The sequence below is a fragment of the Alteromonas sp. 14N.309.X.WAT.G.H12 genome (genome assembly GCF_036697315.1).
Taxonomy (GTDB): Bacteria; Pseudomonadota; Gammaproteobacteria; order Enterobacterales; family Alteromonadaceae; genus Alteromonas.
In genome coordinates, this window is record NZ_JBAHZB010000013.1 from 51,908 (window position 1) to 53,915 (window position 2,008).

At 45.3% G+C, this 2,008-nt stretch carries 3 protein-coding genes; 1 reads left to right on the forward strand and 2 read right to left on the reverse strand.

Translation table 11 applies throughout. The features are described from left to right. Positions 1-111 precede the first annotated feature (111 nt). Positions 112-660, reverse strand: coding sequence for a GspH/FimT family pseudopilin (locus V5298_RS06605; protein WP_332930677.1), 549 nt, complete (start codon positions 658-660; stop codon positions 112-114). 265 nt (positions 661-925) lie between these two features. Here V5298_RS06605 and V5298_RS06610 point away from each other — a divergent pair, with 265 nt between their 5' ends. Continuing rightward, a complete protein-coding gene (locus V5298_RS06610; RefSeq protein ID WP_332930678.1) occupies positions 926-1,264 on the forward strand; it encodes a P-II family nitrogen regulator in 339 nt (112 codons plus the stop codon). Positions 1,265-1,303: 39 nt separating this feature from the next. On the opposite strand, the gene V5298_RS06615 is transcribed toward V5298_RS06610, so the two are convergent. Next, a complete protein-coding gene (locus V5298_RS06615; RefSeq protein ID WP_332930679.1) occupies positions 1,304-1,783 on the reverse strand; it encodes a peptidylprolyl isomerase in 480 nt (159 codons plus the stop codon). Positions 1,784-2,008: the final 225 nt, after the last annotated feature.

Below are 2,008 nucleotides of genomic sequence, written 5' to 3' on the forward strand. Positions count from 1 at the left end.
AACCACCTATCAATTAACGGCCACACGAAACGAATGGTTGGGTGATGGATGCGATGAGCTATGGGTTAATCAAGGCGGGCATTACTCACCTTCGAGTTGTTGGAACTAAGGCTAACTACCGCATGACAAGTCATTGTCACTGCTGTCTTCTTTTATGCCGTTATTGTTGCTGTCTTTAGCAATGGTAACACGACCATATAGACTAACGATGACCGCAGAGGCTACCGTGTTATCGCCACTGGCAGGGCATACGGTAATAGTGGCGGCAGTACTCACACTGCCATCAGAAGTGAATGATAAGGCCTGGCTGATCCCAGAGATTTCCAATCCGCTTCCTAAGGGATCCGTGGACAAGAGTAAGGTCTCATCGGTATCGCGATTGCCATTACCGTTGTCGTCCATGAATACCATTTTCGCTAGGCTCCAGTCGGTACCACAGGTTTCGTAGTCGCTGGTGGGGCACAAAATGGTGGTTTGTTCCTGATCAATGGCGGTGAAGCGGGCGGTTCTGGTGGCACTGCTAATATCATTTATCGCAGCGATAACACGGTTTTGCTGAAGAATAGACTGAATACCAGGCGCGCCAACGGTCAGTAAAATAGCTGCAATGGCTACGGTTATCATTAGTTCGATTAATGAAAGCCCAGTATTGTTTTTCATCGCCGAAAGTGCCTTTAGTGAATATTACCCTTAGCGTAACCTAAAAATAAAAAAATAACGTATATAATGTAGTGTAAACGGCTTGAGTCGAATACTTATTGTTTTCGTAAAGGCTTGTTCTATACGCAGTAATTAATTTACGACTTAGAATAATCGCGGTGTGGAGGTTAGCATTCCGGCTACCCCATGATATTATCTAAGTTAGATTGATAGCAAACTACCTTGCATCAGTTATTTAAACTAACCCAACAACGAGTAGCAGGATATGAAAAAAATAGAAGCGATTATCAAGCCGTTTAAAATGGATGATGTTCGTGAGGCGCTTGCCGACGTGGGTATTGCAGGCATGACCGTCACTGAAGTAAAAGGGTTTGGTCGACAAAAAGGGCATACCGAATTGTATCGCGGTGCCGAGTATCAGGTTGATTTTTTACCTAAAATAAAAGTTGAATTAGTCTTGGCGGATGATCAGGTTGAATTGGCTATTGAAGCCATTGAGAAATCGGCTAAAACCGGCAAGATTGGTGACGGTAAAATATTTGTTACCACGGTGGAGTCGGCCATACGTATTCGTACCGGTGAACATAACGAAGACGCCATTTAAGACGACGCCGGCTAGGCCGGCAGCGTCCGTAAGGGCATATTAGTGGTCGTGTCCACCTTCACCATGTACATGGCCGTGGGCAATTTCTTCTTCAGTGGCTTCTCTACAATCCACCACTTCCACGTCAAATTTCAATGGCACTCCGGCTAAAGGATGATTGCCGTCTACCACAACGTGGTCGTCACTGACGTCAATCACGATCACCGATTGCTCGCCACCGTCAGAGGTGGCGCGAAAAGACATGCCGACTTCTACGTCCATACCTTCAAACATGGTTTTAGGTACACTTTGCACTAGCTGATCGGACCGTTCGCCATAGCCTTTTTCAGGGGCGACATCCACTTTGAATGTCTCACCTTTGTTTTTGCCAACCAATGCTTCTTCTAATCCCTCGATAAGAAATTTCTTACCCAGTAATACAACTAAGGGCTTTTTACCCTCTGAAGAATCCAATGTCGTACCATCTTCTGAAGATACGGTATAGTGAAGTGTAACCACACTGTCAGACGTAATTGTCATAATTTTTCCTGTTAGACGGTGTCTTAAAGACACGTGAATTTTCGTCGTCGCAGAATGTAATGCGCGCAGCGAGTACACATACAGTCACCAACATTCTGCTAAAACGTGACTATTCTATAGTATAGGGGAGAGGCGTGAAATTTCCTGTTATGTCCGGCTTTTTGGCAAGACGAAGCCGGTCTTGCGCTGTGGTATCATTGGGTAATACCGCCATTATCCAGGTTT

What these genes read in the sequence shown, in the direction of transcription:
- V5298_RS06605 (WP_332930677.1), bottom strand. Translation starts at nt 660, where the DNA reads ATGAAAAACAATACTGGGCTTTCATTAATCGAACTAATGATAACCGTA.
- V5298_RS06610 (WP_332930678.1), top strand. Translation starts at nt 926, where the DNA reads ATGAAAAAAATAGAAGCGATTATCAAGCCGTTTAAAATGGATGATGTT.
- V5298_RS06615 (WP_332930679.1), bottom strand. Translation starts at nt 1,783, where the DNA reads ATGACAATTACGTCTGACAGTGTGGTTACACTTCACTATACCGTATCT.